The following is a 25,298-nucleotide window of genomic DNA, read 5'->3' as shown; positions in this document are numbered from 1 at the left end:
CAGCCTTCGACCTTGTTCGACCGCTTCGACGCCCGACTCACGGTGCATGAAATCGAGACAGCACGGCTGATCCTTCAAGGCTTCTCCAGCAAAGCCATTGCCCGGCAGATGGGGATTTCACCGGAAACGGTGAAGGTGCATCGGCGCAATCTGTATCACAAGCTCAATGTAAACGGGCATGGGGAACTGTTTGCGTTGGTGTTGCAGCGGCGTTGAGAGTGGGGTCAAAAGATCGCAGCCTTCGCCAGCTCCGGGATTTTGCATTCACTCGTAGATTTCGTCTTGAACCTCCTGCGCAAGTCGGCTCTACGCGAAATCATGCGCCACGCAAATCCGTGCTCTTCGCAGGAGCTGGCTTGCCAGCGAAGAGGGCGTTGGGATTGGCGCAATGTTGGAGGCCGCCTTCGCCAGCAAGCCGGCTCCTACAGGGAATCATGCCGCTCGGGCTGTTCGCAGGAGCTGCCGAAGGCTGCGATCTTCTAGCTTTCCCCGAGTTTGAACACCAACGCCTTCAACCCACACTCGACATCCGCATCCGGAAACTCCGGTGGATTCTCCAGCCGCTGCTCAAACCGCAGGCTCGGGGCCTCGCGAGTCACGCCGTCAATCAGGAAGTCGGCACCGAAGGCCGGGTCGTTCATGCAGGCCAACACGGTGCCTTCAGGACTGAGCAACTCCGGCAAGCGGCGCAGGACGCGCTGGTAATCCTTGGTCAGCAAAAAACTGCCTTTCTGAAACGACGGTGGGTCGATGATCACCAGGTCGTACGGGCCCTTGCCGATGACCTTGCCCCAGGACTTGAACAGGTCGTGGCCCAGAAAGGTCACCTTGCCGAGGTCGTGGCCATTGAGCCGATGGTTGTCGCGGCCACGGCTCAGGGCCGGGCTGGACATGTCGAGGTTGACCACATGCGTGGCGCCACCTTCGATGGCCGCCACCGAGAAACCGCAGGTGTAGGCGAACAGGTTCAGCACCCGCTTGCCTTCGGCATTGGCCCGTACCCAGTCGCGACCGTAGCGCATGTCGAGGAACAGCCCGGTGTTTTGCTTGAGGCCCAGGTCGAGGCGGTACTTCAGGCCACCCTCAAGGATCGTCAGTTCCTCGATCTCTTCCCCAAGCAGCCATTCGGTGGTGCTTTGCAGCAGGTAGCGATGTTGCAGCAACAGCGTATGGGCACCGGATTGCGTCCACTGCGCTGACCGGGTGATCGCCATCAGCACCTGCTTCAAGTCTTCCAGTTGCGCCGCTTCAGGTTCCTTGAACAGCGCCACCAGCACCACGCCCTGCAACCAGTCCACGGTTACCTGCTCCAGCCCCGGCCAGCAGCGCCCGCGACCGTGGAACAGGCGACGGGTTTCGGTGGGGGCGGCCGCGAGGGCGGTCAGCAGGTGTTCGTTGAGGGTGGCGAGGGCTTCAGGGTTCATCGGGTCGGGTCGGTCGTTTGTGGGGGCGGCATTTAAACATAACCGAGTCTTTTCCGGGTTACACAAAACACTGTAGGAGCGAGCCTGCTCGCGATGGTGTATCAGGCACCGTTGTGTCGACTGACACACCATCGCGAGCAGGCTCGCTCTCACAGGTTCAGCGCCAGTTATCACGTTTAATTTAACTTTACGTGAGGATTTGGCGATCTCGCGGCTCCCATACTCGGCTTCAACGAACAACAACCGGGAGCCGGACATGACGCAGGCAACGGCTTTATCCAAGGCCAGTCATCCACGCTGGCTGCGACTGACCCATTGGCTCAACGCTCTGGCGGTGCTGGTGATGGTCACCAGCGGTTGGCGCATCTACAACGCCTCGCCGATCTACGATTTCAGCTTTCCCAAGTCGATCACCCTCGGCGGTTGGCTCGGCGGCGCATTGCAATGGCACTTTGCGGCAATGTGGTTGCTGGCGATCAACGGCGTTCTCTATCTGCTCATCAACCTGCTCAGCGGCCGTTTGAAACGCCGCTTCTTCCCGGTTTCGCCCAAAGGCGTGTTGCATGACCTGTGGGCCGCCTTGCGCGGAAAACTGGGCCACGCCGATCTTCGTCACTACAACCAGGTGCAGCGATTCGCGTACCTGTTTGTGATGGTCGACCTCCTCTTTCTGGTGCTCTCCGGACTGGTGCTATGGAAGTCAGTGCAGTTCCCCCTGTTGCGTGAATTGCTGTGGGGATACGAAGGCGCACGTCGCGTGCACTTTTTCACCATGGCGCTGTTGGTGGCCTTTGTGGCGGTGCATCTGGTGATGGTGGCGCTGGTGCCGAAAACGCTGTTGGCCATGCTCGTCGGCCGCAAGGAGCAGGTATGAAAAAGCGCATCGAAGGCACGGGGCTGGACGAGCAATCAATCCTTACCGACGCGCGCAAGATCCTCGCACCACAGATCGAAGACCGCTCGCGTCGTTCGTTCCTGCTGCGTGGCCTGACCCTCGGCGGCGTGGCGATGTTGTCCGGTTGCAACATCACCGACAACGACAGCGTCGAAACCGCGCTGTCATCCATGTCGCGCTTGAACGATCGGGTCCAGGGCTGGCTGTTCAACCCCAATGCTATGGCGCCGACCTATCCGGCCTCAATGATCACCCGGCCGTTTCCGTTCAATGCCTTCTACGGCATCGACGAAGCGCCGACGGTGGAGGAGCAGAGCTATCGCCTGGAAGTCACTGGCCTGGTCGCCGACAAGCGCAGCTGGCGCCTCGAAGAATTGCGGGCCATGGCCCAGACCGAGCAGATCACCCGGCACATCTGCGTTGAAGGCTGGAGCGCAATCGGCCGCTGGGGCGGCGTGCGCTTCAGTGATTTGCTCAAGCGCATCGGCGCCGATATGGATGCCAGATACGTCGGTTTCAAATGCGCCGACGACTACTACACCAGCATCGACATGGCCACAGCGCTGCATGCGCAGACGCTGTTGGCGCTGACTTATGACGGCGCGGTGCTGCCGCGAGAATACGGCTTCCCGATGAAGCTGCGCATGCCCACCAAGCTTGGCTACAAGAACCCCAAACACATTCAGGCGATTTTCGTCAGCAACACCTACACCGGCGGCTACTGGGAAGACCAGGGCTACAACTGGTTCGGTGGCAGCTGACAGGCGCTTGAATATTTCACCCTGCGCAAACCTGTGCTTCAAGGAGTTTTATCATGAAAAAGTTGGCCACTGTTGTTCTGTCCATGTGCCTGGCCGTTGGTGCTGCCTCTGTGTTCGCCGCTGACACGATGAGTAATGACAGCATGAGCAAGGATTCGATGTCCAAGGATGCAATGTCCAAAGACGCGATGAAAAAGAGCGATTCGATGTCCAAGGACGCCATGTCCAAAGACAGCATGAAGAAAGACGAGATGAAAAAAGACGCCATGTCCAAGGATGCGATGAAAAAAAGCGAAATGTCGCAATAACTGCAAGCGCCCACTGTCTGTAGGAGCAAGCTTGCTCGCGATGACTTAGTGTCAGTCGATATCAATGTTGACTGACCCGCCACCATCGTGAGCAAGCTTGCTCCTACAGTTTTTTTGCGTCGGCGAATTTCTCGAGTCTCTGGCACCCGCCGCTTATGTTTTTCGATTTGTCGTATCAAAAATGAATTTCCGTCCGGTCCGCTGCTCATACCTTGTAAGTGGCGGACTAGAGCCCGCGAAATCATTGAGGCAATCAGGGAGCGGCAAGGTCATGAGTCGAGTGTCGACGAGGGGCGAATATCTTCCTGGCGGGTTGATTCTGGTGGTTGAGGATGATCCGCTGATCCTGGAATTTCTCTGTGAAATTCTTCAGGAGGAAGGTTTTGTGGTCGAGCCACAGATCAGTGCGGATGCCGCATCGATCTATCTTGAGCAGCATGCGTGCGAAGTGGGATTGTTGCTGACTGACATCACCATGCCGGGCACGCTCAATGGCGCTGACCTGGCCAACCAGTTCGGCGATCGCTGGCCGGACAAGCCGATCATGATCATGTCCGGCTTCGAAACTCCGGCCAGTTCCGGGGTCCGGCATCACGTGGCGTTCATCAAGAAGCCCTGGGCAATCGGTTCTCTGCTCGATTGTGTCGAAGAGGCATTCAAGTCCAGGCCGCTCCACTGACCTCGCTCGCAGATGCTACATTGCCGGACACATTCGCCCGGCACCCTGCGAGGTTCTTTTCTTTGTCTGATCACCGAGTTTTCAACACGCCTTACCGTGCGTTTCTGTTCGACATGGACGGCACCGTCTTGACGTCTATCGCCGCCGCCGAACGGGTCTGGGCTACCTGGGCCATGCGCCACGGGGTGGATGTCGACACCTTTTTGCCGACGATCCATGGCGCCCGCGCCATCGACACCATCACTCGCCTCGGGCTGCCGGGAGTGGATGCCGAAGCCGAAGCGGAGTGGATCACCGAGGCGGAAATCGAGGACGTTGAAGGTGTAGCCGAAGTGCCCGGCGCGGCAGCTTTTCTGCGCGCCTTGCCGACTCATCAGTGGGGCATTGTCACGTCCGCGCCCCGGGCGCTGGCTGTGCGGCGGATGGCGGCGGCAGGGATTCCAGAGCCGGAGGTGATGATCACCGCCGAGGATGTCACTGCCGGAAAACCTGATCCGAGCGGTTACCGCCTCGCTGCACGGCGCTTGGGGGTCGAGCCAGAGCACTGCCTGATTTTCGAAGACGCAACGGTGGGGATTCTGGCAGCCGAGGCGGCAGGGGCTGATTTAATGATTGTCACGGCGACGCATGAGCAGCCGATTCAGACGCGACATGCAACGTTGAGCAGCTATGACCTGATCAGTGTTCAATTGGATACCGTTGTAGGCGCGAGCTTGCTTGCGATGGTGTGTCAGATACGTTGATATCGACTGATCGATCATCGCGAGCAGGCTCGCTCCTACAGGGGGGCGCTGTTTTTTCAGTAGATGCCCGGAATCAGCCGCCAACTTCGGGCGCAGTAGGCTTCGTATTCGCTGCCGAACTGCGCTTTCAGCAAGGCTTCTTCGGCGTGAATCCGGGCAATCAAGGGGATCACCGTCATTGCCGCCAGTATCAATCCAGTCCCCGAACGAAACGCCAGTGCCCAGCCCACGCCGAGGATCAACATCCCCAGATAGCTGGGGTTGCGCAGGTTTCGGTAAATCCCGTCGGTCACCAGCCTGTGCCCCGGTTGAATCGCCACCAATGCGCTGAACCGATTGCCCAGCACAAACACCGGCCACAAGCGCAGGGCGCCTCCGATGATGAACAGCAGGGCACCCAACCACCGAATGCCCTCGCCACCGAAGGTCCAGACATCAATACGATCGGTATAGGCGGGCAAGAAACCGCTGAGGATGCCGATGATGCCAAAGGCCGGGAGCACCCAGCGGTTGGATCTGTCTTCACGCTCGCCTGAGCTCAAATTGCCCTCGGTGAACACAGAGGCAGCCGCCATGAGCAAGGTGGCAATTGCTACAACAACCAGAGCCTGGTGGGCGAAAAATGCCGCAACGCCGCCCAGTGCCCATATCGCCAGAGCGAGATAGGCGAGGGTACCGACAACGGCGAAAAACGCCAGCGTCACAGAGATTTTCATCGCTGGGTGGACGCACGCAAGGCAGGGCCGCAAAGGCTATCCAGCTATCACAAGCCCCACCGCTGGCGAAAATCTTCAGTGATCGGCTGCAACGCCATCCTGAACCAGAATGGCACGAGCCAGGTCTTCGTCGCTTGCGTTGTTGAGGTCGGGATGGTTTTGCCGGATCCGCTGCAACACCTGCTCCAGATAGACACCGCGAATCGCACCGCCACTGGCCACGAAACTGGAGGCGTCATCCCGGGCGGGAATGACCATTTTGTCATCCTTGAAGGTCGAGTACAGCGAAGCGGAAACCCCGGCCGAGGTGGCAACATCCTCGGCATCGACTTTGGCCATAGCCGAACCGAACGGCAAACAAAGTACCAGGGAAGAAAGGATAAAGAGACGGCGCATGACGGTGTCCTCCGACAGCATGAAGCATAAGGGAAGTACCACATATTCTAGGATACGCGGGAACGGTAAGGAGTTCCCTGGCGGGGTCAGGTCGGTGTGGGACAGAAAGCCTTCTGTACCGATGATCAGGGTAGCGGATGCTTTTTCGCTATCAGGTCTATGCTAAAGAGTGCGCACACCGCCATCGGAGCATTCTGATGATTACTGCACGCACTGCCTGCCTGCTGGCCGATTACAAACGCTGGGCAAACCAGCGGCTCTTTGACAGCCTCGTGGCGTTGCCGCCGGGGGAGGTCAATAAAAAGCGGGTATCGGTGTTCAAGAACATGATCGGCACCCTCAATCACGTGTATGTGGTGGACTGCATCTGGCAGGCTCATCTCGAAGGTCGTGGGCATGATTTCAAGACTTCACACGATCTGCTGCATTCGGACCTGATCGAATTGCGCATGGCGCAAAAAGAGCTCGATCACTGGTATTGCGACTGGAGCGCACGGCAAACCGATGCGTCGCTGGACAAACCCATCGAATTCAACTTTGTCTCGGGTGAGAGCGGCACCATGAGTGCGGGCGCGATGCTGATGCATGTGGTCAACCACGCCAGCTACCACCGTGGCTGGGTAGTGCAGATGTACTTCGAGATCCCGGCCATGCCACCGGTGACCGACATGCCGGTGTACCTGCGCGAATCCGAACCGGTCCTGCTGAGCACGCTGCAGGTACCGACAGTGACGGCCCCCTGTGCTGTGCAGTATTCGAACGCAACCAGCGTTCTGCCGGATCGTTATCGTTGAGTCCGTTTGCGACCATCGACAGTCCCGACTGCGTCGACCTGCGCTGCGCTGATGAAAACGTGGCCTATCATTGATATCGGATTGAACGCGGTACCCATTTCCCGGCAAATAATTCCTCCAAGACCCAACAGTCCAATGTCAGGGCGCGGTTAACGCATCACTGGAGTTTGAGCATGAAAATCGATCTGAGTGGAAAGCTGGCGATCGTCAGCGGCAGCACCGCGGGTATCGGCCTGGGTATCAGCAAGGCGCTGGCCGCGTGTGGTGCCACGGTGGTGGTGATCGGTCGTGATACGGCCAAGGTCGATCAGGCATTGGCGAGTATTCGCCTGAGCGTGCCCGATGCGCAGTTGCGGGGTGTGACCGCGGACCTGGGTACGGCCGAAGGCGCCGCACAATTGTTCGTCGCCGAGCCGCGTGCGGATATCCTGGTGAACAACCTCGGGATCTTCAATACGGTGGATTTCTTCGATGCGCCGGACAGCGAGTGGACGCGCTTCTATGAGGTCAACGTGATCTCCGGCGTGCGATTGTCCCGTCATTACACGCCGCAAATGGTCAAGCAGGGCTGGGGGCGGGTGATTTTCCTGTCCTCGGAATCCGGTGTGGCAACGCCGGCCGACATGATCAATTATGGCGTGACCAAAAGCGCCAACCTGGCGGTGTCCCATGGCTTGGCCAAACGCCTGGCCGGCACTGGCGTGACGGTCAACTCGATCCTTCCCGGGCCGACCTTTACCGATGGCCTGGAAGACATGCTCAAGGACGCCATCGCTGAATCCGGGCGCAGTGCCCGGGACGAAGCCGACGCCTTTGTTCGCAAGGCCCGGCCGACTTCGATCATCCAGCGGGTGGCCGATGTCGCGGAAGTCGCCAATCTGGTGGCCTACATTGCTTCTCCGTTATCCTCGGCCACCACCGGCGCGGCCTTGCGGGTCGACGGCGGTGTCGTCGACAGTCTGGCGATCTGAACCTTATTCATCGAGAGAGTGCATTACATGGCAACGGCATCAGCAACCATCGACATCCCGGCTTCGGCCGATCAGGTCTGGCAATTGATTGGCGGTTTCAATTCGCTGCCGGACTGGATTCCGTTCATTCCCCAAAGTGAACTGAGCGAAGGCGGGCGCGTACGTCATCTGCAAACCTCCGATGGCGCGGTGGTGGTCGAGCGCCTGCAAGTTTTCGACAACGCGGCGAAAACCTACAGCTATTCGATTTTGCAGGCGCCGTTTCCGGCCACCGATTATCTGGCGACAATCAAGGTCGAAGCACTGGGCGAGGGCGCACGGGTGACCTGGTCTGGGAGGTTTGAACCGGTGGGAGTGAGCAACGAGGAAGTGGAGGCGTTGTTTACCGGCATCTATCAGGGCGGGCTCGAGGCATTGCAGGCCAATTACCCGGTCTGACCGTCAAAACACCAATCACCCTGTGGGAGCGGGCTTGCCCGCGAAGGCGGCGTGTCAGCCAACCTGTTTGTTGAATGAGAAACCGCCTTCGCTAGCAAGCCAGCTCCTACAGAGGGACAGCGGTGTTCAGGCTTGAGGAATCAGACTCTCCCGACAGTCGAGCACCAGACGTGCACCGCCCAGTTCGCTGCTGCCAACGTCCAGCGTAAACCCGTGCAGGCTGACGATCGCGGCGACGATCGACAGCCCCAGCCCGAAGCCACTTTGTTGATTGCCTGCATCGGCGCGATAAAAACGCTGGAACACGGCTTCGCGTTCGGCCTCGGGGATGCCGGGGCCGGAGTCGAGGACTTCGATTCGAGTATGTCCGCCCTGATTGACCCCACGCAAAATCACGGCACCCCCGGGAGGGGTGAATTTGATCGAGTTGCTCAACAGATTCGCCACGGCCTCGAACAGCAACGCCCGGTCGCCATGCATTGCTGGCAACGACGCTGGCAGGTGCAGTTGAAACACCAGGTTGTCGTCTTCTGCCAAGGGCAGGTAGAACTCGTGCAGTTCTCGCAGCAACGGCACCGGGTCCAGTTCAACGAAGCCGGAACGCCGCTGGCGATCCTCCAGTTCGGAGATCCGCAACAACCCGCGAAAACGCGCCATCAAGGTATCGGCTTCGCCAAGTACCAGGTCCAGTTGCGCGGCTTGCGATGAGCCTTCCCCCGCCTGTTGCTGCATGCGATACAGCTGCGCACGCAGGCGGGTCAGAGGCGTTCGCAAGTCATGGGCAATGTTGTCGCACACGCCCTTGACCTCATGCATCAGACGCTCGATGCGTTCGAGCATGACATTGACGATCGCAGCGAGCATGTCCAGTTCATCTCGACGATCCGACAGCGGCAGACGTCGGGTCAGATCGCCGGCGACGATGGCTTCAGCGCTGGCCTGAATGGCGCGAATGCGCCGCAACGGACGCCGTCGCAGCAGATGCCAACCGATGATGCCCGGCACGATGGTCAGGGTCATGCCCCATAGCAACGCGTGCAGGATGATCCGGGTCACGGCGAACAGCGAGCCGTTGTCCCGCATCAGAACCAGCCAGCGGCCATCCCGGGTCTGGGTCGCCACGGCGTCGCAGCTGTCGGCGGGCAGGGTTGGGTCGTCGGATTCGGCGCAGTCGCCGAGCATGTGGATCTTGCCGTCCAGCGGCAGGCCTTTGGGGATGTGACGCAGCGCGCCGTGGAGGTATTGGTGTTGGGCATCGAACAGGCCATAGGCATCGATGCCGCGAATGTCGAAGGTCATGCTGACGGCAAGAACGTCTTCCAGTTGTTCACCGGAAAATCGCGAGAACAGGTGCTGGCGTTGCATCAGCGAGTGTTTGGCCAGGTTATCCAGGTACGCGGAGACCTCGTAGTACATGACACCCATGAGAATCCCGCTCCAGATCACGAACAGCGAACTGTAGAGCGCCAGCAAGCGGCTGCTGGAAGAGCGCCAGCCCTTAGACGGGTTCGGCAATGACATAACCGGAGCCTCGCACGGTCCGAATCAGTGGGACATTGCCGGGCGGGTCGATCTTTTTGCGCAGACGGCCGATATGTACATCGATCAGGTTGGTGCCGGGGTCGAAGTGATAGCCCCAGACCTCTTCGAAAATCATCATGCGCGAAAGGATCTGTCCGGTGTTGCGCATCAAAAATTCCAGCAGTTTGTATTCGGTGGGCAGCAGCGTCAGCAGCTGGCCGTCACGGCTGGCTTCGTGGCTGATCAGGTTCAACTCGAGATCTGCCACCCGCAGCGTGGTGGCCTGGGCGGTCACGGTATTTTGTCGACGTAGCAGTACTTCGACCCGGGCGGCCATCTCATCGGTGGCGAAGGGTTTGGTCAGGTAATCGTCGCCGCCGGCACGCAAGCCGCGCACTCGCTCATCGACGTCGGAGAGGGCGCTGATCATCAGGATCGGCGTCGCCACGCCCATGGTCCGCAAAGTGGTCACGATCGCCAGGCCATCCAGTTCGGGCAGCATGCGATCGAGGGTGATCAGGTCATAGTGGCCGCTGACGGCGCGCTCCAGGCCTTCGCGGCCATTGTCGACCCAATCGACTTCCAGGCCGTGGCTGCTCAGTTCGGCGACGATTTCCCTCGCGGTCACGGCGTCGTCTTCGATGGTCAAGATGCGGGTCATAGGCGGGCCTGATTCAAGTGTTCACAACGTTGTGAGGCATTTTGCCAAGAAATGACCGCAGGTTTTCTAAATAAAAGTTCATGGACAACCACGAAGGGGTCAATGCAGAAAACCCGCTGTCTTGAGCGGTTCGTTGCATATTGCATGAACACTGGAAGTTCAAACTTTATAAATGATTGAAATATAGCGATTTATTCAAAGTCTGCGACTGGCACGGCGACTGCAATCACTCGAGTGAGAGTTGTAACACCATTTTTCTGCCTGGAGCGATACAACAATGAATAGATCCTCTGATGGTTTCTATCCTGCCGTGGAAGAGTCGAGCACGGTCTCGGGCGTGTCCTGGGGGGCGATCTTCGCCGGGGCCGCTGCGGCGGCGGCGCTATCGCTGATTTTGGTCCTGCTCGGCTTCGGTCTGGGGTTCTCGGCGGTTTCGCCCTGGGCTCATGAAGGCGTGAGCGCCAAAAGTCTGGGCATTTCAACGATTGTCTGGCTGGCGTTCACACAAATCATTGCATCCGGGTTGGGCGGTTACATCGCCGGACGTCTGCGGGTGAAGTGGGCGAATATGCACGGCGATGAAGTGTATTTCCGCGACACGGCCCATGGTTTTCTCGCCTGGTGCGTGGCGACCCTGGTCACCGCAACGCTGGTGGCCGGGTCGGTGAGCAGTCTCGTCAGCGGCGGTGTGCAGGCCGGGGCGCAGGTTGCAGGAGGCGCTGCCAGTGCAGTGACTCAAGTCGCGGGCACGGCGGCTGGCAAAACCGATAGCGATCAGTACGGTTACTTCATCGACAGCCTGTTTCGCGATGATCGTCCGGAAGCCGTCAGCGATGATGCCGCGCGTGGGACGGTCACTCGCATTTTTGTACGTTCGCTAAACAATGGCGGGCAATTGGCCGCTGAAGACCGCACCTACCTGGCACAACTGGTGGCACAACGGACCAACCTGACCCAGGAGGATGCTGAACGTCGGGTCGATGAAGTCTATGCCCGCACCCAGAAAGCTGTGGCCGACGCCAAACTTGCCGCGCAACAGGCGGCGGACACTGCCGCCAAAGTGGCTGCCATGAGCACGTTGTGGATGTTCGTTGCACTGCTGGCCGGCGCGTTCTTCGCCAGCCTCGCCGCGATTTTCGGCGGTCGTCGTCGGGATGCCGTGGTGTATCTGGAAACCGACACTTACGTGACCACCCCACCTGTTCGCTAACCCAGGAGAATCACCATGCGCTCATTACTGCTGTTTTTTCTCGGTGTACCAATCCCGATCATTATTCTGATTGCGTTGTTTGTGCATTGAGTCCACCGCCGCTTCAAGCTTTGGGTGAGGCGGCAATTTTCGCGAGCAGGCTCGCTCCTACGGGAGACTCCAATCCCCCTGTAGGAGCGAGCTTGCTCGCGATTACGCCAGATCAGGCGAAAGGAATCATCAGTCGATCGGCGTGCTGACAAACACTTCCAACCCCTCGGCATAAGCGGTAAAGGCCACGATCCGCGGAAATTGCGCCGCATCCACCTGGTCCGGCACCACTAGATTGGTAAAGCTCCATGCCACGGCGAGGGTGATGCCATCCTGATCAATTGAACCGTCCGTTTTCAACGGATACTTTTCCAGTTCACGCTCGAGTTCCGCATAGGCTGCAGCCAGTTGCCCTTCGACCCTTTGCACCCAGGGCTCGAACTGAATGTCCTCTGGTCGCAAGTTACGCTCGTAATAAAGCTGAACGGATTTTTCGCTGGCTGCCAAGGCCAGGCCAATCAGGCGCAGTGCGCGAAGGCGCGGGATCGCTTCGCTGGGCATCAAGGTGTTGGCGGGTTTGGCCAACGTCTCGAGGTAATCGATGATCAGCGTTGAATCCATCAACACTTCACCATCGTCCAGTACCAGCGTCGGCGCCTTGACCACGGGGTTGATCTGCTGGAATCGCTCAAAGTGGCGGAAAACCGATACCGAGTCATGCTCGAGTGCGATGGCGAGGTATTTGGCCGAGATGGCGACGCGTCGTACGTAAGGTGAATCCAGCATGCCGATCAGCTTCATGGTTCCTTTCCTTTATATGGCCGTTTCGGGAGGGACAACCTTAGCTGACGTTCTGGGCGCTGCAAATGCAGCCGTTTGTCCTCTATATAAAGCCGCTCGATTGAATTTCTTGCTATAAACGCACTCCGATAAACGCCCAAAAGCCTGTCGCAGAGCATTTTCAGGTCTTTGTCGGACAAATTCACTGTCTTTTCGGTTGCTGATGCCTCAAGTCGGCCGTAGACTGCCGCCCCTCGTAAATTGAGTGCCGGGTGGCGCTTTGAACAAACGGCGCCTTTGCGCTGACCTGCTCCGGTCTGCCGGAACGCTCCCTTATTCGCCTTAATGCACGTTTTTTTATAGAGATATCAATGACAAAGGACAAGTTGCTGGCCATGCCGGCGGATGACTACATGAATGCCGAGCAACATGCTTTTTTCTCTGAGCTGTTGCAGAACATGAAAGTCGAAACTCATGAGCGCATCGAACAGAACCGCATCGCCATCGAAAGCCTGGATACCCCGGCCGATCCGGCAGACGCGGCTTCCGTGGAAGAAGAGCGCACCTGGCTGGTGAACGCGATCGACCGCGACCAGCGCATGCTGCCGCAGTTGGAACAAGCACTGGAGCGCATCAAGGAAGACAGCTTCGGCTGGTGCGACGACAGCGGTGAAGCGATCGGCCTCAAACGCCTGTTGATCAGCCCGACCACCAAGTACTGCATCGAAGCTCAAGAACGCCACGAGCAAATCGACAAGCACCAGCGTCAGGCTTGATGACGGTGAGGTAGCCCTTCGAACAGGGCTGCCTTTGGAAAAGATCGCAGCTTTCGGCAGCGCCTGGCTATTGGGGTGCTGCCGAGGCTGCGATCTTGCTTTTGCGCGCCTGTAAAAATTGAGTGTGACGGAGTAGGCGCTCAACAATTGTTACGGGTTGAGCAACAAAGCTGTGCAGAGTGATCGCTTTTTCCTCTTTGGAAAACTAATTAACATATCTACTAGTTAGGTTGCTAATGAAGTTGAGAGGTCAACATGCAAAGCAAAGTCGATGTCGCGGTCATGATTGGCAGCGGTGTGCCCGCCACGCTACGTGCTTTGGGACGCACTGTGTGTTGGGTGGTGTTGCTCAACGGCGAGCGTCGCGGCACGGCATTCTCCAGCCGTACTGAAGCCGAGGAGTGCAAGGCTGCCTGGATGGCGCAATTGAATGCCCGTGCCCCTGACAGCCTGCATTGAGTCCGTAGTCGGGATTACTGGTGCATTCGCAGATTCAAATCATCGACTGCCTTTGCCCAGTCAGCGTCTTCGCGCAGTTGCTCTTTCAGGAAGGCCGCCTGTTGCGGCGACCAGAACTCGGCATCAATGAGTTTTTTGGCGTCGGGCAGAGGGGAATGGCTGGCAATGAAATCGTCGATAGCATTGTCATTGGAGTCCAGGCCGAGCTGGTCGAACAAGCCTTTCAAGTCGTGGGTCGGTGATTCCATCTTCATCTCCTTGCAAGTGATCGGTCGCGTCGGGATACGAAAGCGCGGCTTCATTGCATCTGAGGAGGCCGCGCTTGAGGAGTTCGATCGCGATGTTCAAACGCAGCAATGAGCATAGACCGCAAACCAGACCTCAGGCTTTCAACGCCCCGGCATCCACGGCAGCTTTCAATTCAATGGCCGATGCCTGTGCGGCAAGGGCCGCTATGTCCGAGGTTTTGAACCAGCGATCTTTTTCGACCTGATGGTAAGTAACGGTCTTTAGTGGTGGTTTGGCGCGCATGACAATGACCGCTTGGAACTCGCCATCGATTACTCTGGCTTCGCCCCGGATAAAAAACTCGCCGATATCAAATTCCGTCACGTAACAGCCTTCCCTTGTAAATATATTGTTGTCTTCAACGCGGCCCGGCCTGGTGGGCCGCGTTTTATTGGGCGGGCAGTATGGCAGTAGTTGCCTGTCGGCGGTTGTTAAGTCGTCGGGCAGGTGAAAACAGCTCTTGGCACATTCGGCGCGGGTGAGTCATTAATGTGACTCAAGAAACCGGGCAAGGGCACAGGCTTCGTTATGGCTGGCCCGGAAACCTCTGACGCAGCCCGTGGAAATTTCCTTGATATGGAAAAAGGCCTTGCCCGCCAATATCACCTGAAAACGGGGCTGGTGCGGTTCTTCAAACGGTGGCTGATGGAAGGACAGCAGCACGGAATGCAGCGTCGAATGTTCTCCAGTGGCAGGTGCAAGTGGATGGGCGAAGTGTGTCAACGTACACATATGAAGTCCTTTTCATGAGTTTACCGACGTATGTACGTCGTTTACGGGTAGTCTGGAAGCGCATCGCTGCTCTAGAATCACCCTCACTGGTGGGTGAGCCACGTTTATCTAAAGCAATTTTTCGCGTGTGATATGTAGGAAAAGTGTTTTTCTTGATCGGTTTTTTCCCTGAAGTTGATAGTCCATAATTTCTGGCCGCAGGAAGGGCGTTTTCCTTCAGCCTATGACGAACGCCATGCAGGACGATACGCCTGTCGTTCCAGTATTCTTGCGACGCTTCGTGCTGAATGAGTGCACTGCTCATTAGGGATTTCAACGTGGGTCATCTGGTTTCACCTTCGGCATTGCCGCTATTTTTGGCCGTGCGCTTTTCCTGCGTGCGGCATTCTTTTCAGACGTGGGGATGTTTCCTTGGCAGTAAGTAATCTCGATATGCATGCTTTGTTTGTGTTGGGTGATTTGCGCGCAAAGCTGGTCAAGCTGTTTCAGTCGCGTTTCGTCTACGTCACCGAGCAGAGTGCTGAAGGCATTTACATTGCCGAACTCGACACCGAATCAGCCTTGGTGGTGGACGACAAACCCGGACTCAAACTCAAGGTCGGCGATCATTTCAGTGCATCCGTCTTGCCCAGCCGCGAGGGCGGAAAACTGGACATCAAGTTCCGTGACATCAAGCTGACTGTTTATGGGCTGGGCGATTACGCCTTCGTCACCACTGCCGCCGGTCATGCCATTTTGTTCAGGGAAGGGCACAGCGTAGTGACGGTTTTCGCCGCCCACGAGCAATTGCAGGAAGGCCTGACGAAAACCCTGAAGGCGGTAACCGGCAAGGCAGCCAAGTGGCGCAAGGGCGAACTGGTGACATTCAAGGCCAGCGAGTAATGACTTTGAACCGCGCCGACTTCCACGAACAGAACCTGGTCAGCGCTCAAGCCCTGGCGCAGAAGTTGTTCGAGCAGAGGGCTGTTCTGCAGGGCGCCTGGCTGAACTGGGTGGCCTCACAGATTTACCTGCTGCGGCCGGCGGAGTACGCCAGCATGGTCAGAAGAGAGCTGACCCGCTTGCAGGAAATTTCCGGAAAATGATCCATGCCCCTCGAAAGCAGGAACCTCTACTACAGTCAGTTGACTGAGTATTCAGAGGCTTTGCGGTCTTCTGCCAGGCCATCCTGCTATTGCTGTGAACAGCACGAGGTGCAAAAGCATGAACGGATTTCGACGGTTGCTGGTTGCTGTCACGGCCACCTTCGCGTTGCTGGCAACGCCCGCCCAGGTGTTCGCCGCCCAGGCACCGATCCACTTCGCCGATTTGAACTGGGAAAGCGGCAGCCTGATCACCGATGTCTTGCGCATCATCGTCGAGAAAGGCTACGGCCTGCCCACCGACACCTTGCCGGGCACCACCATTACCCTGGAAACCGCGCTGGCCAACAATGACATTCAGGTCATTGGCGAAGAGTGGGCCGGTCGCAGCCCGGTCTGGGTCAAGGCAGAAGCCGAAGGCAAAGTGGTGAGTCTGGGCGACACAGTCAAGGGTGCCACCGAAGGCTGGTGGGTACCGGAGTATGTGATCAAAGGCGACCCGGCCAAGGGCATCAAACCCATGGCGCCGGATTTGCGAAGTGTCAGCGATCTGCCGCGTTACAAGGACGTGTTCAAAGATCCTGAGGCGCCGAACAAAGGGCGCTTTCTCAACAGTCCCATCGGCTGGACCTCGGAAGTGGTCAACAAGCAGAAACTCAAGGCCTACAAGCTGGACGACAGTTATGTGAATTTCCGCAGTGGTTCAGGCGCGGCGCTGGACGCGGAGATCACTTCGTCTATCCGTCGTGGCAAGCCCGTGCTGTTCTACTACTGGTCACCCACGCCGTTGCTCGGTCGCTTCAAACTGATCCAGCTGGAAGAACCACCCTTCGACGCCGAAGCCTGGAAGACCTTGACCGACGCCGATCATCCCGATCCCCGACCGACCCGCTCGCTGGCATCGAAGTTATCTATCGGCGTATCCACGCCATTCCAGAAGCAGTATCCGCAGATTGCCGAGTTCTTCAGCAAGGTCGATTTCCCTATTGATCCGTTGAACAAGGCGTTGGCCCAGATGAGTGAAAAACACACGTCGCCACGTCAGGCTGCCGAGGAATTCATGAAGCAGCATCCCGACGTCTGGCAGGCCTGGCTGCCCAGGGATGTAGCGGACAAGGTCGCTGCGGGGATGAAGTGATACCGTGAACCTGAGGCTCGTTTTGCATGGTGCGACACGGGTGTTCACATCGCCCGCAAGTGTCGGCGGTGACATGGAACTACCAATGGTCAGCCCGACTGATGCCGCCGCCAATCGGTCGTGCGCTTCATCAAATGCCGACTAGGATGTTTGTTCAGATCCCTTTCAAGGATGCCTGAACATGACCTTGGTGTTGGCTCAATGGCTGGTGACGACGTTTGCCACAATCAGCCTGATGCATGTGTACTGGGCGGTGGGTGGCGAATGGGCGGCAGTCGCTGTGGTGCCGCAAGTGCCGGTCGAGGGCGAGGTGCGATTGCGGCCCGCTTTCAAGCCGCGAGGCTGGATCACGCTGGGTGTGGCGGTGGGTTTGCTGCTGATTGCGATGGTTGTGTGTTTGCGCGTTGGTTGGTGGTTGCCGCAGGTACATCATCCGGCACTGCAATGGTTGATCAGTGCGATTGCCGTGATGTTGTTCGCCAGGGCCATTGGTGATTCGGAACTGGTGGGTTTTTTCAAGGAAGTCAAAAATTCGAAATTTGCCCAGCTCGATACCTGGGTTTACTCACCGCTGTGTGTGTTGTTGGGTTCGGGTTTGCTGGCGGTTGCCTGGGCCTGAGCAAAGGCGGGATCAGCCACCGCTTTCGGTCCTGCGGCTGCTCACCTCGGCCGGCACATCGTCACCGGCCATGCGCTTGCGAAACAGCGCTGCACGTGCCAGCAGCAAAGTGGTCACGGGCACGGTGACTGACAGCAGGATCGGAATCAGCCAGGCATGCAATACCGGCCCGGACTTGAGTGCCGAAAAGTAAATGATCGAAGCCAATGCCACGCACCAGGCACCCAATGTCGAGGCCAGCGCCGGCGGATGCATGCGCTGGAAGTAGTCCTTCATGCGCAACAGCCCGATCGCACCGATCAACGTGAATAGGCCGCAAAGGACCAGCAGGATCGCCACCGGAATTTCCACCCACAACGACAATTCCATATTCATTCGATGACCTCGCCACGCAGAAGGAATTTCGCCAGGGCAAACGAGCCAACGAAGCCGAACAGGGCGATCAGCAGCGCCGCCTCGAAGTAGGTGTCGCTGGCATAACGAATGCCCAGTGCCAGCATCATCAGCATTGCGACGATGTACAGATAATCCAGGGCGAGGACCCGGTCCTGGGCCGACGGCCCCCTGAACAGTCGGACCAGGGTCAGAATCATCGACAGGGAAAGCAGGAACAGGCTCAACAGAATCGCGTTCGACAGTAATGGGCTCATTCGAAGATCTCCATCAACGGGCGTTCGTAGGTCTGTTTGAAATGCTCGATGAAGCGCGCCTCGTCGTCCAGATCGAACACGTGCAGCAGCAGGATGCTGCGATCCAGAGCCAGTTCAGACCAGACAGTACCGGGCACGACTGTGGTGATCATCGACAGTGCCGCGAGGCCATTGGCGTCGCGCAGGTCCAGCGGCACCTTGATGAACCGCGAGCGCGGTGGGCGGCGACCCGCGTGAAGCACGGCCCAGGCGACAGCAAGATTGGACGCCAGCACGTCACGACCGACGATCAGGATCAGACGCAGGATGACTCCGGGCCGACGAATGCGAACAGGCAACGGTCGCAATCTGCGCATCATCAGCGGTGCGCAGAACCCCAGCACACCACCCAGCAGCAAGTTGCCGGGTGTCATCGACAGATTCAGCAGCAACCATAACAACCATAAGGCCAGCGATAGCCACGGCGCAGGAAACAGGCGCTTCACGGTTGCACCTCCAATACGCCAGCCTTGCCTTGCGGGTTAGGCACAACACGGGTGTCGAGCACGGCTGTCACGTATTGCTGAGGGTTGTTCAGGGCGTCGGCGGCTGCCTGGGTGTAGCGCAGCAACGGTTCGGCCTTGAAGGTCAGCAGGATGCTCAAGCCCAGCAAGGCGAAGATGGGGATGCATTCGAGGCGTCGCAACACAGGGGAGGGGCGTTCCGCTGGCGTCCAGAAGCGCTGGATGCCCAGGCGTGAAAAGGTGATGAGCGAGGCCAGTCCTGAAACAATCAACAACACCAGCAAAGCCCATGCAGCGGTCGACACCGGCTCGGTGCCGCCATTGCCCAGACCCTGTGGATTGAGCAGGGCGTTGAGCAGGCCGAGTTTGCCGATAAATCCCGAGAGCGGCGGCATCCCGATAATCAGCAAGGCGCACGCGATAAAGCTCAGCCCGAGAAATGCCATGGTCCAGGGAATCACCTGGCCGACCACGGCTTTCTGTTCGTCATCAAGGTTGATGCCTTTAGGCGGATGCAGGGATTCCAGAGGTCGCGGAAGCAGTTCTGTTTCGTCCTCCAGCAGCAGTTCATTGGCCGAACGCGAGCGTTCGATCAGCTCGGCCAGCAGGAACAAGGCGCTTAACGCCAATGTCGAGCTGACCAGATAAAACAGCGCCGAGCTCACGAGGTTCGGTTGCGCGAAACCGACGGCCGACAGCAGAATTCCCGCCGATACCAGAATGCTCAAGCTGGCCATGCGTTCCAGGCGTTGGGTGGCGAGCGTTGCGACGGCCGCGCAAACGATGGTGGCCATACCGCCATAGATCAGCCAGTCTGCGCCAAAAAACGCCGATGCCCCGGCCTGTGCGGAGAATAGCAGCGTCCACAAACGCAGCAGGGTGTAGACGCCAACCTTGGTCATGATCGCAAACATCGCTGCGACCGGCGCGCTCGCCGAGGAGTAGGCCGGTACCAGCCAGAAATTCAGCGGCCACATCCCGGCCTTGGCCAGGAATGCCACCGCCAGAATCCCCGCGCCGGCATGCAGGAGCCCGCGATCGGCTTGCTCCACCAGCGGAATTTTCTGCGCCAGGTCGGCCATGTTCAGTGTTCCGGTGACGCCGTAGATCAGCGCAGCACCAATCAGAAACAACGACGAGGCCAACAGGTTGATCGTGATGTAATGCAGCCCTGACGACACCCGCGCCCGCCCCGAGCCGTGCAGCATCAGGCCGTAGGATGCGGCCAGCAGCACTTCGAAAAACACGAACAGGTTGAACAGGTCGGCCGTGAGGAAGGCCCCATACAATCCCATCAGCTGGATCTGGAACAGCGCGTGGAAACTCGAACCGGCACTGTCCCAACGCGCCATGGCGAACAGCAGGGCGCTGACGCCGATGATGCCGGTCAGCACCAGCATCAATGCCGACAGGCGATCAACCACCAGCACCAGACCAAAGGGCACTTGCCAGTTGCTCGGCAGGTAGACACCAATGGAGCCCGGCACGCCGGTGGTTTGCGTCCATTGCAGCAGCGCCACCGCAATGCCCAGCCCGAGCAGGCTGGAGACCAGATTGATTTTGGCCTTCAGCGGGCGGTGCTTTTCGCCGAGCATCAGCATGATTGCAGCCGTCAGCAGCGGCAGCAGGATCGGTGCGACGATCAGGTGGTTCATCGCCATCATTCCTTAGGCTCCCGGCCGTCCACATGGTCTGTGCCGGTCAGACCCCGGGACGCCAGCAGCACCACCAGGAACAATGCGGTCATCGCGAAGCTGATGACGATGGCGGTCAGCACCAGCGCTTGTGGCAACGGGTCGGTGTAGTGCAACAAGTCCTGGGGTACGCCGTCCTTGATGATCGGCTCTTTGCCGATAAACAGACTGCCCATGCTGAAGATGAACAGATTGACGCCATACGACAGCAGGCACAGGCCCATGACCACCTGGAACGTCCGTGGTCGCAGGATCAGCCAGACGCCGGACGCGGCCAGTACGCCGATGGCGATTGCGATGACTTCTTCCATCAGACGGCTCCCTTGGCGACAACGGATTTGGGTTGGGCGGCGGTTTTGTGCCCGCGGACCGATTGGTGGGCAAGGGCCGTGAGGATCAACAGAGTCGAGCCGACCACGACGCCGTACACGCCGATGTCGAAGAACAACGCGCTGGCGAGGTGAATATCACCCAGCAACGGCAGGTCGAAATGCCAGGTATGAGTGGTCAGGAACGGATAGCCAACGACCATCGCGCCCAGGCCCGTGACCGTGGCAATCAACAGTCCCGTGCCCATCCAGCGCAGCGGGCGCAGGCTCATTTGTGCTTCGACCCACTGCGTGCCGGCGACCATGTATTGCAGGATGAACGCCACCGACATCACCAGCCCGGCGACAAACCCCCCGCCCGGCTGATTGTGCCCGCGCATGAACAGGTAGAACGACACCACCAGTGCAACCGGCAGCAACAGGCGTACCAGCACCGCCGGTACCATCATGAAGCCGAGGGCGGTGTCGCTGGCGTGGCGCGGGTTGACCAGGTCAGTGACCACGTCCGGAGCCAGCAGGCGTTGCTGGGCCGGCAGTTGCAAGCTTTCTTTGGGTGGGCGGAAGCGGCGTAGCAGGGCATACACCGTCAGGGCCACGGCGACCAGTACGGTGATTTCACCCAGGGTGTCGAAGCCGCGGAAATCCACCAGCATCACGTTGACCACGTTGCTGCCGCCACCCTCTGGGAGGGCACGGCTCAGGTAGAACGAGGAAATATCGTTGGGTGTCTGGCGTGTCAGCATCGCATAGGACAGTAGCGCCATGCCGACACCGACGGCGGTCGACAGCAGCAAGTCGCGGATACGCCGCACACGGGCGCGGCGCAGGCTGCCTGGCAACGGCGAGACTTCCTCGATCCGTCGCGGCAACCAGCGCAGCCCCAGCAGGATAAGCACCGTGGTCACCACTTCGACCGCCAATTGCGTCAGCGCCAGGTCCGGTGCCGAGAACCACACGAAGGTGACACACGTCATCAGGCCGCAGACGCTGACCATGGTCAGGGCTGCAAGCCGGTGATATTTGGCTTGATACGCTGCGCCCAGGGCACAGACGATGGCCAGTAACCAGAGCGTGACGAAGACGATCGAGCCCGGGATTTTCGGCCGGTCGCCCCAGCTCAGGCTGCTGTGCAGCATCGGGGTCAGCCCGGCCAGCACCGCGACGAGGACCACCAGAAACAACTGCGCCTGCAAGCGATGGGTGCCCAGGTGCCGTTCCAGGCGACGAGCCAGGCGCATCATGACCACAAGATTGCGTTCGAACAGACGCTTGCCGTCCAGACGGCCTATCAGGGGCGGCCGCTTGAATCGTCCGCGTTTAAGCTGATTGCGCAGCAGTAGATAAAGCAGGGTGCCGCAGCCCAGCGCGATCAGGCTCATGATCATCGGTGCGTTCAAACCGTGCCAGATCGCCAGGCTGTACTCGGGCAACGTGCCGCCGACCACCGGTTGCGCAGCGGCAGCGAGTATCGGACCGACCACCTGGGCAGGGAAAATCCCGACGATCAGGCACGCCAGCACCAGCAGCTCAACCGGTGCACGCATCCAGCGTGGTGGCTCGTGGGGTGTGTGCGGCAGATCGGTCGCGGTCGGGCCAAAAAACACATCTACGGTGAAGCGCAGGGAGTAAGCCACGCTGAAAGTGCCGGCGATGGTTGCCACGATTGGCAGGCTCAATTCGACCCAGCGGGTGGCGTTGATGAACACGGTTTCGGCAAAAAACATTTCTTTCGACAGGAAGCCGTTGAGCAAGGGCACACCGGCCATCGAGGCGCTGGCGACCATCGCCAGTGTGGCGGTAAACGGCATCAGCTTGTACAGGCCACTGAGTCTGCGGATATCGCGGGTACCGCTTTCATGGTCGATGATGCCGGCCGCCATGAACAGCGAGGCCTTGAAGGTGGCGTGGTTGAGGATGTGGAACACTGCCGCGACGGCGGCCAATGGGCTGTTCAGGCCGAGCAGCAGAGTGATCAGGCCCAGGTGGCTGATGGTCGAGTACGCCAGAAGCCCCTTCAGGTCGTTCTGGAACATTGCGCAGTAAGCACCGAGCAATAGCGTACAGGCGCCGGCGCCGCTGACGATGTAGAACCATTCTTCACTGCCCGAGAGCGATGGCCACAGCCGTGCCAGCAGAAACACCCCGGCCTTGACCATGGTCGCCGAGTGCAGGTATGCCGAGACGGGTGTAGGCGCGGCCATGGCGTGGGGCAGCCAGAAGTGAAAGGGGAATTGCGCACTTTTGCTCAGGGCGCCGATCAGGATCAGGGGTAGCAGAATGGGGTAGAGGGCATGGGCTCGAATCAGATCGCCGGCGGCCAGGACCTGGTCCAGGTCATAGCTGCCGACCACATGGCCGAGGATCATGACCCCCGCCAGCAAGCATAAACCGCCCGCGCCGGTGACCATCAGCGCCATGTAGGCACCGCGACGCGCATCGGCGCGGTGGTGCCAGTAGCCGATCAACAGGAACGAGAAAAGACTGGTCAGCTCCCAGAAAAACACGATCTGGATCAGGTTGCCCGAGATCACCAGGCCGAGCATGGCCCCCATGAAAGCGAGAAAAAATGCGAAGAAGCGCGGCACCGGATCGTCCGGTGACATGTAGTAGCGGGCGTATAGCGACACCAGTGTGCCGATGCCCAGAACCAGCATCGAGAACAGCCAGGCGAAGCCGTCCATGCGCAGGATGAAGTTCAGGCCCAGGCTGGGCAACCACAAGAACTCTTCACGGATCACGCCGCCATCGGCGATCTGTGGGTACAGGAGCGCGACCTGAACGGTGCCGATCAAGGCGACCAGGCCTGCCAGCAGCGATTCGGCGTTACGGGCGTTGTGCGGCAACACGGCCGCCAAACAGCTACCTATGAAAGGCAGAAGTAGTAGAACTATCAGGGACATAGGCTTCTAATCTGCGGAAGTTTGTGAAGCATCATACGTGCCAGCTCCCGGATCGCCAAACACCAAGCTGTCGCAGAATCCTACAAGGTAGACGGAAAAGCCCCGCTTCACATTGTTTACTGTCCGTCAAAAAAGATCGCAGCCTTCGGCAGCTCCTAGAGAGGGTTGCATACATCCGTAGGAGCCGCCGAAGGCTGCGTTCTTTTGATCCTGTTAATGACTGCGTTCACTCTCCAGCGATTCGCCAACATCTGCAGCGGCCTTACCCTTGGTCTTCAACTCACTGACAATCACCGCCGCGACAATCAACCCGGCCCCGAGCAAGGCAATTGCTGGCAGCCGTTCGCCAGCGATGCGCCCGACAATCCCGGCCCACACCGGCTCACCGGCATAGATCAGCGTCGCCCGGGTTGGCGAAACACTTTTTTGCGCCCAGTTCATTGCCACCTGAATGGCTGCACTCGCTGCGCCCAGGCCCAGTGCGCTGCACAGTAACAGCCACGAAAAATCAGGAATCGCCTCATTGGTCGGCACCACCAGCAGGAACGACAGTCCCGATGTGACCGCCAATTGCACCACGGTCACTCGGCGCACATCGACCTGACCGGCATAGGTGCTGATCAAAATGATCTCTGCGGCGATGGCCACCGCGCTGATCAAGGTGGCGATTTCCCCGGGACTGAAGTTGAACGAAGCACCGGCAGGGCCGGACACCAACATCAACCCGGCAAAGGCCAGCATGATGCCGATGCTGGGCATCAAGCCCGGACGTCGTCCCAGCACCAGCCATTGCAGCAACGGCACGAAAGGCACATACAGGGCGGTAATAAAGGCCGATTGGCTGCTGGGAATGCTCTGTAAACCGACCGTCTGCAAGCCGTAACCGAGCATGATCGCCACGCCGATAAAGGTCCCCGCCTTGAGTTCAAACAGGGTCAGTTGGCGCAGGTGACGCCATGAGAAGAGCGCCACGATGCTTGCCGCGGCGGCAAAGCGCAGGCCGACGAAAAACATCGGCCCGCTGACGGTCATTGCGTGCTGCACCAAGAGAAACGTGCCGCCCCAGACCATGGTGATCAGCACCAGCACGCATTCGGCCTTGCTGAACCTGGTGAAACGGGAGGAAGCCTGGGGGGAATTCAACGACGTCATGACCTTGCACGCTACTTGAGAGGGACGCACAATGCGTCGAATGTTGCGCAGTATACTGCCCAACCCTACCAAGTGAGCAATATAGTGCACAAAGATTCTCCCCCGCGGGCTTCGGTCCTGCAGCATGTCAGTCAAAATGTTCGACGCCTGCGCCATGCCGCCGACTTGAGCCAGACCGCATTGGCGCAGAAGTCTGGTGTCAGCCGGCGCATGCTGGTGGCCATCGAGGCGGGTGAAAAGAATGTCAGCCTGACCACCCTCGATCGTGTTGCCGAAGCCCTCGACGTTGCCTTCAGCGATTTGATTCAGGCACCCGACGCCCGCGATCCCAGCCGCATCAATGAACTGGCCTGGACCGGAACCCTCCCAGGCAGTAAAGCGGTGTTGCTATCCAAGGCCACCGCGAGCCGGGAAGTGGAGCAGTGGGAGTGGTGCCTGCAACCGGGCGAAGTGTATCCATCCGAACCGGACGCCGATGGCTGGAGCGAGCAGATCTATGTCTTCGAAGGCTGCCTGACGGTCATGCTGGGCGAACACGCGCAGAACATTGCCCAAGGCGAGTTCTTCATGTTCGCCAGCAATCAGCCACATTGCTATCGCAACGACGGGGCGGTGGCGACGCGGTTTGTGCGTAATGTGGTGATCTGAA

The 25,298-nt window shown here is 58.9% G+C and carries 32 protein-coding genes and 1 pseudogene; 17 read left to right on the top strand and 16 right to left on the bottom strand.

Features of this window, described 5'->3' with window-relative positions; translation table 11 throughout:
• Positions 1-6 precede the first annotated feature (6 nt).
• Positions 7-216, top strand: a pseudogene (locus AD668_RS27820) (response regulator transcription factor); the annotation flags it as partial.
• Positions 217-479: 263 nt separating this feature from the next.
• Here AD668_RS27820 and AD668_RS27815 read toward each other — a convergent pair.
• Positions 480-1,424, bottom strand: a complete 945-nt coding sequence (locus AD668_RS27815) for a class I SAM-dependent methyltransferase (protein WP_053164334.1) — start codon at positions 1,422-1,424, stop codon at positions 480-482.
• Positions 1,425-1,680: 256 nt separating this feature from the next.
• Here AD668_RS27815 and AD668_RS27810 point away from each other — a divergent pair, with 256 nt between their 5' ends.
• The 5 genes from AD668_RS27810 to AD668_RS27790 all read left to right on the top strand — a co-directional run bounded on the left by AD668_RS27810 (position 1,681) and on the right by AD668_RS27790 (position 4,810).
• Positions 1,681-2,298, top strand: coding sequence for a cytochrome b/b6 domain-containing protein (locus AD668_RS27810; protein ID WP_053164332.1), 618 nt, complete (start codon positions 1,681-1,683; stop codon positions 2,296-2,298).
• Positions 2,295-3,080 (top strand): molybdopterin-dependent oxidoreductase, encoded by a 786-nt coding sequence (locus tag AD668_RS27805; protein WP_053164330.1) that lies wholly within the window; start codon positions 2,295-2,297, stop codon positions 3,078-3,080. The genes AD668_RS27810 and AD668_RS27805 overlap by 4 nt, the downstream gene beginning before the upstream one ends.
• A 53-nt stretch (positions 3,081-3,133) precedes the next feature.
• Entirely contained in the window at positions 3,134-3,388 is a 255-nt protein-coding gene (locus AD668_RS27800; protein WP_053164328.1) for a pentapeptide MXKDX repeat protein, read from the top strand.
• A 271-nt stretch (positions 3,389-3,659) separates the two neighbouring features.
• Positions 3,660-4,067 (top strand): response regulator, encoded by a 408-nt coding sequence (locus AD668_RS27795; RefSeq protein ID WP_053164326.1) that lies wholly within the window; start codon positions 3,660-3,662, stop codon positions 4,065-4,067.
• A gap of 62 nt (positions 4,068-4,129) precedes the next feature.
• A complete protein-coding gene (locus tag AD668_RS27790) occupies positions 4,130-4,810 on the top strand; it encodes an HAD-IA family hydrolase (protein WP_256220807.1) in 681 nt (226 codons plus the stop codon).
• Positions 4,811-4,866: 56 nt separating this feature from the next.
• On the opposite strand, the gene AD668_RS27785 is transcribed toward AD668_RS27790, so the two are convergent.
• Together AD668_RS27785 and AD668_RS27780 are read right to left on the bottom strand one after the other, a co-directional pair.
• Positions 4,867-5,526 carry an isoprenylcysteine carboxylmethyltransferase family protein gene (locus tag AD668_RS27785; protein ID WP_053164324.1) on the bottom strand — a complete coding sequence of 220 codons (660 nt, stop codon included), beginning with the start codon at positions 5,524-5,526 and terminating at the stop codon, positions 4,867-4,869.
• 75 nt (positions 5,527-5,601) lie between these two features.
• A complete protein-coding gene (locus AD668_RS27780) occupies positions 5,602-5,922 on the bottom strand; it encodes a DUF2388 domain-containing protein (protein WP_053164477.1) in 321 nt (106 codons plus the stop codon).
• Between the two features lie 197 nt (positions 5,923-6,119).
• Here AD668_RS27780 and AD668_RS27775 point away from each other — a divergent pair, with 197 nt between their 5' ends.
• The 3 genes from AD668_RS27775 (at position 6,120) to AD668_RS27765 (ending at position 8,125) form a co-directional block, all read left to right on the top strand.
• Positions 6,120-6,716 carry a DinB family protein gene (locus tag AD668_RS27775; protein WP_053164322.1) on the top strand — a complete coding sequence of 199 codons (597 nt, stop codon included), beginning with the start codon at positions 6,120-6,122 and terminating at the stop codon, positions 6,714-6,716.
• 173 nt (positions 6,717-6,889) lie between these two features.
• Positions 6,890-7,687: an SDR family NAD(P)-dependent oxidoreductase gene (locus AD668_RS27770; RefSeq protein WP_053164320.1), complete on the top strand. Its 798-nt coding sequence runs from the start codon at positions 6,890-6,892 to the stop codon at positions 7,685-7,687.
• A gap of 27 nt (positions 7,688-7,714) precedes the next feature.
• Positions 7,715-8,125: an SRPBCC family protein gene (locus tag AD668_RS27765; protein ID WP_053164318.1), complete on the top strand. Its 411-nt coding sequence runs from the start codon at positions 7,715-7,717 to the stop codon at positions 8,123-8,125.
• Positions 8,126-8,251: 126 nt separating this feature from the next.
• Here AD668_RS27765 and AD668_RS27760 read toward each other — a convergent pair whose 3' ends face one another.
• Both AD668_RS27760 and AD668_RS27755 read right to left on the bottom strand, forming a co-directional pair.
• A complete protein-coding gene (locus AD668_RS27760; RefSeq protein WP_053164316.1) occupies positions 8,252-9,646 on the bottom strand; it encodes a HAMP domain-containing sensor histidine kinase in 1,395 nt (464 codons plus the stop codon).
• Positions 9,624-10,307, bottom strand: coding sequence for a response regulator transcription factor (locus AD668_RS27755; RefSeq protein ID WP_053164314.1), 684 nt, complete (start codon positions 10,305-10,307; stop codon positions 9,624-9,626). The genes AD668_RS27760 and AD668_RS27755 overlap by 23 nt, the downstream gene beginning before the upstream one ends.
• A 277-nt stretch (positions 10,308-10,584) precedes the next feature.
• Here AD668_RS27755 and AD668_RS27750 point away from each other — a divergent pair, with 277 nt between their 5' ends.
• Entirely contained in the window at positions 10,585-11,517 is a 933-nt protein-coding gene (locus AD668_RS27750) for a hypothetical protein (RefSeq protein ID WP_053164312.1), read from the top strand.
• 219 nt (positions 11,518-11,736) lie between these two features.
• Here AD668_RS27750 and AD668_RS27745 read toward each other — a convergent pair whose 3' ends face one another.
• Complete coding sequence (locus AD668_RS27745) at positions 11,737-12,348, bottom strand: glutathione S-transferase (protein ID WP_053164310.1); 612 nt, start codon at positions 12,346-12,348, stop codon at positions 11,737-11,739.
• A gap of 350 nt (positions 12,349-12,698) precedes the next feature.
• Here AD668_RS27745 and AD668_RS27740 point away from each other — a divergent pair, with 350 nt between their 5' ends.
• Positions 12,699-13,103, top strand: a complete 405-nt coding sequence (locus tag AD668_RS27740; RefSeq protein ID WP_007907888.1) for a TraR/DksA family transcriptional regulator — start codon at positions 12,699-12,701, stop codon at positions 13,101-13,103.
• Positions 13,104-13,358: 255 nt separating this feature from the next.
• Positions 13,359-13,562: a hypothetical protein gene (locus AD668_RS27735; protein ID WP_053164308.1), complete on the top strand. Its 204-nt coding sequence runs from the start codon at positions 13,359-13,361 to the stop codon at positions 13,560-13,562.
• A gap of 14 nt (positions 13,563-13,576) precedes the next feature.
• Here AD668_RS27735 and AD668_RS27730 read toward each other — a convergent pair whose 3' ends face one another.
• From AD668_RS27730 to AD668_RS30160, 3 genes are all read right to left on the bottom strand, one after another.
• Positions 13,577-13,810 (bottom strand): DUF2789 domain-containing protein, encoded by a 234-nt coding sequence (locus AD668_RS27730; RefSeq protein ID WP_053164306.1) that lies wholly within the window; start codon positions 13,808-13,810, stop codon positions 13,577-13,579.
• A gap of 133 nt (positions 13,811-13,943) precedes the next feature.
• The gene (locus AD668_RS27725; protein WP_053164304.1) at positions 13,944-14,174 is read right to left on the bottom strand and encodes a hypothetical protein; all 231 of its coding nucleotides are present in this window, start codon (positions 14,172-14,174) and stop codon (positions 13,944-13,946) included.
• 162 nt (positions 14,175-14,336) lie between these two features.
• Positions 14,337-14,582, bottom strand: a complete 246-nt coding sequence (locus tag AD668_RS30160; protein ID WP_082344581.1) for a hypothetical protein — start codon at positions 14,580-14,582, stop codon at positions 14,337-14,339.
• Between the two features lie 411 nt (positions 14,583-14,993).
• On the opposite strand from AD668_RS30160, the gene AD668_RS27720 reads away from it, so the two are divergent.
• The 4 genes from AD668_RS27720 (at position 14,994) to AD668_RS27705 (ending at position 17,421) form a co-directional block, all read left to right on the top strand.
• Positions 14,994-15,464: a hypothetical protein gene (locus AD668_RS27720; protein ID WP_053164302.1), complete on the top strand. Its 471-nt coding sequence runs from the start codon at positions 14,994-14,996 to the stop codon at positions 15,462-15,464.
• Complete coding sequence (locus AD668_RS27715) at positions 15,464-15,667, top strand: hypothetical protein (protein ID WP_053164300.1); 204 nt, start codon at positions 15,464-15,466, stop codon at positions 15,665-15,667. The genes AD668_RS27720 and AD668_RS27715 overlap by 1 nt, the downstream gene beginning before the upstream one ends.
• A gap of 118 nt (positions 15,668-15,785) precedes the next feature.
• Positions 15,786-16,802, top strand: coding sequence for an ABC transporter substrate-binding protein (locus AD668_RS27710; RefSeq protein WP_053164298.1), 1,017 nt, complete (start codon positions 15,786-15,788; stop codon positions 16,800-16,802).
• A gap of 181 nt (positions 16,803-16,983) precedes the next feature.
• Positions 16,984-17,421 (top strand): DUF3995 domain-containing protein, encoded by a 438-nt coding sequence (locus AD668_RS27705; protein WP_053164296.1) that lies wholly within the window; start codon positions 16,984-16,986, stop codon positions 17,419-17,421.
• 12 nt (positions 17,422-17,433) lie between these two features.
• On the opposite strand, the gene AD668_RS27700 is transcribed toward AD668_RS27705, so the two are convergent.
• The 7 genes from AD668_RS27700 to AD668_RS27670 form a co-directional block, all read right to left on the bottom strand.
• The gene (locus AD668_RS27700; RefSeq protein ID WP_053164294.1) at positions 17,434-17,796 is read right to left on the bottom strand and encodes a Na+/H+ antiporter subunit G; all 363 of its coding nucleotides are present in this window, start codon (positions 17,794-17,796) and stop codon (positions 17,434-17,436) included.
• Positions 17,793-18,071, bottom strand: a complete 279-nt coding sequence (locus AD668_RS27695) for a K+/H+ antiporter subunit F (RefSeq protein ID WP_053164292.1) — start codon at positions 18,069-18,071, stop codon at positions 17,793-17,795. Before AD668_RS27695 ends, AD668_RS27700 begins: the two co-directional genes overlap by 4 nt.
• Positions 18,068-18,556 carry a Na+/H+ antiporter subunit E gene (locus AD668_RS27690; protein ID WP_053164290.1) on the bottom strand — a complete coding sequence of 163 codons (489 nt, stop codon included), beginning with the start codon at positions 18,554-18,556 and terminating at the stop codon, positions 18,068-18,070. Before AD668_RS27690 ends, AD668_RS27695 begins: the two co-directional genes overlap by 4 nt.
• Positions 18,553-20,238 (bottom strand): monovalent cation/H+ antiporter subunit D, encoded by a 1,686-nt coding sequence (locus AD668_RS27685; RefSeq protein WP_053164288.1) that lies wholly within the window; start codon positions 20,236-20,238, stop codon positions 18,553-18,555. The genes AD668_RS27690 and AD668_RS27685 overlap by 4 nt, the downstream gene beginning before the upstream one ends.
• Positions 20,235-20,579, bottom strand: coding sequence for a Na+/H+ antiporter subunit C (locus tag AD668_RS27680; RefSeq protein ID WP_007986256.1), 345 nt, complete (start codon positions 20,577-20,579; stop codon positions 20,235-20,237). Before AD668_RS27680 ends, AD668_RS27685 begins: the two co-directional genes overlap by 4 nt.
• Positions 20,579-23,497: a monovalent cation/H+ antiporter subunit A gene (locus AD668_RS27675; RefSeq protein ID WP_053164286.1), complete on the bottom strand. Its 2,919-nt coding sequence runs from the start codon at positions 23,495-23,497 to the stop codon at positions 20,579-20,581. The genes AD668_RS27680 and AD668_RS27675 overlap by 1 nt, the downstream gene beginning before the upstream one ends.
• 213 nt (positions 23,498-23,710) lie before the next feature.
• A complete protein-coding gene (locus AD668_RS27670; protein ID WP_082344580.1) occupies positions 23,711-24,739 on the bottom strand; it encodes a DMT family transporter in 1,029 nt (342 codons plus the stop codon).
• Between AD668_RS27670 and AD668_RS27665 the strand changes: the two genes are divergently transcribed.
• Positions 24,734-25,297, top strand: coding sequence for a helix-turn-helix domain-containing protein (locus AD668_RS27665; RefSeq protein ID WP_053164282.1), 564 nt, complete (start codon positions 24,734-24,736; stop codon positions 25,295-25,297). The two genes, AD668_RS27670 and AD668_RS27665, sit on opposite strands and share 6 nt — an antisense overlap.
• The last annotated feature ends 1 nt before the right edge of the window (position 25,298 follow it).

It is taken from the genome of Pseudomonas sp. P1.8 (genome assembly GCF_001269805.1).
Taxonomy (GTDB): Bacteria; Pseudomonadota; Gammaproteobacteria; order Pseudomonadales; family Pseudomonadaceae; genus Aquipseudomonas.
This window is presented reverse-complemented; position numbering and strand designations above follow the sequence as displayed.

Coding starts and splice junctions, on each gene's coding strand:
- AD668_RS27815 (WP_053164334.1), bottom strand. CDS start 1,424: ATGAACCCTGAAGCCCTCGCCACCCTCAACGAACACCTGCTGACCGCC.
- AD668_RS27810 (WP_053164332.1), top strand. CDS start 1,681: ATGACGCAGGCAACGGCTTTATCCAAGGCCAGTCATCCACGCTGGCTG.
- AD668_RS27805 (WP_053164330.1), top strand. CDS start 2,295: ATGAAAAAGCGCATCGAAGGCACGGGGCTGGACGAGCAATCAATCCTT.
- AD668_RS27800 (WP_053164328.1), top strand. CDS start 3,134: ATGAAAAAGTTGGCCACTGTTGTTCTGTCCATGTGCCTGGCCGTTGGT.
- AD668_RS27795 (WP_053164326.1), top strand. CDS start 3,660: ATGAGTCGAGTGTCGACGAGGGGCGAATATCTTCCTGGCGGGTTGATT.
- AD668_RS27785 (WP_053164324.1), bottom strand. CDS start 5,526: ATGAAAATCTCTGTGACGCTGGCGTTTTTCGCCGTTGTCGGTACCCTC.
- AD668_RS27780 (WP_053164477.1), bottom strand. CDS start 5,922: ATGCGCCGTCTCTTTATCCTTTCTTCCCTGGTACTTTGTTTGCCGTTC.
- AD668_RS27775 (WP_053164322.1), top strand. CDS start 6,120: ATGATTACTGCACGCACTGCCTGCCTGCTGGCCGATTACAAACGCTGG.
- AD668_RS27770 (WP_053164320.1), top strand. CDS start 6,890: ATGAAAATCGATCTGAGTGGAAAGCTGGCGATCGTCAGCGGCAGCACC.
- AD668_RS27765 (WP_053164318.1), top strand. CDS start 7,715: ATGGCAACGGCATCAGCAACCATCGACATCCCGGCTTCGGCCGATCAG.
- AD668_RS27760 (WP_053164316.1), bottom strand. CDS start 9,646: ATGTCATTGCCGAACCCGTCTAAGGGCTGGCGCTCTTCCAGCAGCCGC.
- AD668_RS27755 (WP_053164314.1), bottom strand. CDS start 10,307: ATGACCCGCATCTTGACCATCGAAGACGACGCCGTGACCGCGAGGGAA.
- AD668_RS27750 (WP_053164312.1), top strand. CDS start 10,585: ATGAATAGATCCTCTGATGGTTTCTATCCTGCCGTGGAAGAGTCGAGC.
- AD668_RS27745 (WP_053164310.1), bottom strand. CDS start 12,348: ATGAAGCTGATCGGCATGCTGGATTCACCTTACGTACGACGCGTCGCC.
- AD668_RS27740 (WP_007907888.1), top strand. CDS start 12,699: ATGACAAAGGACAAGTTGCTGGCCATGCCGGCGGATGACTACATGAAT.
- AD668_RS27735 (WP_053164308.1), top strand. CDS start 13,359: ATGCAAAGCAAAGTCGATGTCGCGGTCATGATTGGCAGCGGTGTGCCC.
- AD668_RS27730 (WP_053164306.1), bottom strand. CDS start 13,810: ATGGAATCACCGACCCACGACTTGAAAGGCTTGTTCGACCAGCTCGGC.
- AD668_RS30160 (WP_082344581.1), bottom strand. CDS start 14,582: ATGTGTACGTTGACACACTTCGCCCATCCACTTGCACCTGCCACTGGA.
- AD668_RS27715 (WP_053164300.1), top strand. CDS start 15,464: ATGACTTTGAACCGCGCCGACTTCCACGAACAGAACCTGGTCAGCGCT.
- AD668_RS27710 (WP_053164298.1), top strand. CDS start 15,786: ATGAACGGATTTCGACGGTTGCTGGTTGCTGTCACGGCCACCTTCGCG.
- AD668_RS27705 (WP_053164296.1), top strand. CDS start 16,984: ATGACCTTGGTGTTGGCTCAATGGCTGGTGACGACGTTTGCCACAATC.
- AD668_RS27700 (WP_053164294.1), bottom strand. CDS start 17,796: ATGAATATGGAATTGTCGTTGTGGGTGGAAATTCCGGTGGCGATCCTG.
- AD668_RS27695 (WP_053164292.1), bottom strand. CDS start 18,071: ATGAGCCCATTACTGTCGAACGCGATTCTGTTGAGCCTGTTCCTGCTT.
- AD668_RS27685 (WP_053164288.1), bottom strand. CDS start 20,238: ATGATGGCGATGAACCACCTGATCGTCGCACCGATCCTGCTGCCGCTG.
- AD668_RS27680 (WP_007986256.1), bottom strand. CDS start 20,579: ATGGAAGAAGTCATCGCAATCGCCATCGGCGTACTGGCCGCGTCCGGC.
- AD668_RS27675 (WP_053164286.1), bottom strand. CDS start 23,497: ATGTCCCTGATAGTTCTACTACTTCTGCCTTTCATAGGTAGCTGTTTG.